Consider the following 3,419-nt stretch of genomic DNA (forward strand, 5'->3'; position numbering starts at 1 on the left):
AAATTTAACCTGATGTCAATGGCGCAAGCCTTCAAACTGGAGGTTGATGGTGGTATCGCCCATATCGCCGGTGTCGTCTCCGATAATCTGACGCTTAAGCAAGGCGAAGTTAATTTAGCGAATACTGCCCAAGTGACAGGCAACATCAGCGCCGCGGCGGGCAGCAACATCAATATGGCGATTGGTGCCAATACCGCGCAAGCGAATCTGACCTTGGGCACCACGATGGTCTTCACTGACCAAGACGTCAGCGCAAGTAACGCCGCAGAGGTTGCCAACCGTTCAGTAATGCACTCAGCCACCCGTGCTGCAACCCAGATGGCACCGGCGCAGATTGAATTCAAAGATGTCGTCATGGATGGCGGTACATTTGATTTCACCAAGCTGAATACTAAACAAGGCCAGATAAAAATGGCTTCATTACAGGGTGAGGGGCAATTTAACCTCGGCACACTGACCAATGCCACTGGCGCAGCAATTAAGATTGCAGGCCAGGCTAATGGTGATTTTGTTATCCAAATCAACGAAAGCGGCAAAGCACCGGTTAACCTGAACCTTATTCAGGCTGATGTGAATAATGCCAATTTCAAACTGACTCGCTCGACCTATTTGGGTAACTACCAATATGAACTGGTCAACAATGGTAATGGCTCCGTCAGCTTAGTCGCGGATAAAACCAAGCTGGCACCAAGCACAGCCGGTATCTTGGCGGTAGGAAACACTACGCCGGTGATTTACAACGCGGAATTAAGCTCAGTTCAAAACCGTTTAGATCGTTTAGCCACCTTCTCTAGTGAAGATGGGGTTTGGGGTTCTTACCTAAACAACCAATTTAGTGTTAACGGCACTGCGGCTAACTTCTCACAAAGTCTGAATGGTATGACTTTGGGTGGCGATAAAACCGCAGCTATGGACAACGGTTCTCTAACTTTAGGTGGTTTTGCAAGTTATAGCCGCTCGACTATCAAGTCTGATTTCCACAGTTCAGGTGATGTAGACAGTAAATCAGTCGGTGCTTATGCTCAGTATCAGCATAAAAATGGTTACTTTGTTAACGGCACACTGAAAGCCAACCAGTTTGATCAAAAGCTGAATGTTGAAATGTTCGATGGCGAGCAAGCCAACAGCAACTCTAAGTTTGCCGGCTTGGGCATGTCGGTGAAAGCCGGTAAGCATATTCAATACCAAGAATTGACAGTAACGCCATATGTCGGCATCAGCAATTTCAATGGTTTGAAAAACGACATCACCATGTCTAATGGCATGACGGCGAAAAGTGATAATAGCCGTTCACTGATGGTGACTGCTGGTGTGAACAGCGGTTATAGTTTCAACCTGACCAATGGTGCGTCAATTAAACCTTATGCTAGCTTGTCGGTTGATCAGGAAGTTATCTCTAATAATAAAGTCGTTATTAACGGTGAACAATTCAAAAATGATTTATCCGGCACCCGAGCGAATATCGGTTTAGGGGTTAACGCCCAACTGACCAAAGCAGTGTCAGTGAATACCGAAGTGAAGTTTGGTAAAGGTAAAAATATTGAGTCCCCAATAACTGCAAATATCGGCGTAGGTTATAGCTTCTAAGATAATATCTACTCGATAACAAAGTAAAAATAGACTGTATCCAGGAGCCAGCAATGGCTCCTTTTTTATTTGGTAAATTAAAAACCTCAAGAAAACTTCTTAATAAAAAATTAATCAACAAAAATATCAATAAGTTAAATGCAAATAACCTCATAAAATAAAAATCAAATATAAGTCAAAATAATATTAATTTTAAAAAAAACTCCATTCGATACTTATCAAATCTGATTTTGTATATTGCATCCAGAATTTAAAGAATCTTAAATCCCAATAGGAAAAAAATATGAAATCCGGAAACACCTTAAATACACGATTATTGCCTTTATCTATTTTGGTCTCTTCTTTGATATCAGGTGGTGCTATTGCTGCAACAGGTGATGTTCAACCCGTCACTAAAGACACCATGCTCAATAACTTGCAGAAATATCTTTCTGAGAATGTAATTAATGATAAGCAATTAGAAAAATTGAACGCCAGCGTTGAAGATAAATATGCAAAACTTGATGCCAAAGATAAAGCTCAACAGGATTATGACCAGGCAAAAAGTGGGGGTGACCAAACAATTATCGATGAAAAACTTCAAAAGTTGGAAGATGCAAAAGATGAAATTGCTCAACTAGATGAAATTGCCCCAACTACTGATACACCGGCTTTTGCGCAAACTATTGCCGCCGCTAAGCAGCAAACAGTGGCCGCCGATACGATGGCAATCGCGACCAACGTCGCCGATGGCGCGCAAAATGTGGCTGGCAAAGGGATTATCCATGACAGTGTTGTCACCGAAAACGGCACCATTAACTTGGCGCAAGGTGCAGCAGCCCATAATACAATTATCACCAGCGGCACCTTAAACAACAGCAGCGGTGAGGATTATGGCACTCAAATTGGTGCTAACGGCAAGTTAGTACTAGAAGGGAACAAAGTATTGAGCACTGACGGGGGCAAAGACACCATCAATGCAGCTAAATCCTTAAATGCGAAAGTCGCTAATGGTGGCAAAGTTATTGTTAAACAATACGGCGAAATTCAAGGCCTGCACAGCACTGGTGCTGTAGAACTGCAATCCGGTGCTAAAGCTAATCAGACCGTCATTAATGGCGGCACATTGACTATTGCTAAAGATGCAAATGCAGAATATACGACACTGGAGAACACAGACCTTACTTTAATTAAGGGCGCAACGGCCACCAGCACTACATTAAATGACAAGGCGACATTCACAGTTCAAGAAGAAGCCACGGCCAGTGTCACAATAGTAAACGGTGAAGGGGCTAAATTTATACTTGAAAAAGGATCGTCGGCTAGCCTGACCAACATGAGCGAAGGCATGATGATAGTGCATAGCGATGCCAGCATTAATGAAACCAATGTGGTCAGTATCGACAATAGTACCTCATCGCTGCACCTGAAAGAGGGTGCCACAGCAACAAAGACCATAATAGATGGTCCTGGCAGTAAATTTATCATTGAAGTAGGCGCTACAGCGACCGACACTTTATTGATCTTTACTGAGTTTGAACTTCAACAGGGAGCTACAGCCGATAACACCTCAGTGACTGTGGGCTCGACATTTACCCTGTTAAATGGCGCTGAAGCAACAGGTACCAACATTGACACTCGCGGCATTTTCACTGTTAACAGTGGTGCAACGGCCAAAGCCACCGAAATCAATGGCGGTCATTTTAATGTTCAAACCGGTGCCATTGCAGAGAATACGGTGCTTAACGCCGGTGATTTTATTCTGGTTAAAGATGCCACTGCCAATGACACCAAGGTGAATGGCGGCATATTTACTCTGGCTGAGCATGCAGAAACTACCGGTACTATCATTG

1 protein-coding gene and 1 pseudogene are annotated in these 3,419 nt (G+C 43.5%); both read left to right on the plus strand.

All coding sequences use genetic code 11. The features are described from left to right. A partial coding sequence (locus tag YROHD0001_RS00155) for an autotransporter outer membrane beta-barrel domain-containing protein (protein ID WP_032818567.1) occupies window positions 1-1,587 on the plus strand: 1,587 nt, incomplete at its 5' end. 283 nt (window positions 1,588-1,870) lie between these two features. Then, a pseudogene (locus tag YROHD0001_RS00150) lies at window positions 1,871-3,419 on the plus strand (hypothetical protein); the annotation flags it as partial.

Source organism: Yersinia rohdei ATCC 43380, from assembly GCF_000173775.1.
Taxonomy (GTDB): domain Bacteria; phylum Pseudomonadota; class Gammaproteobacteria; order Enterobacterales; family Enterobacteriaceae; genus Yersinia; species Yersinia rohdei.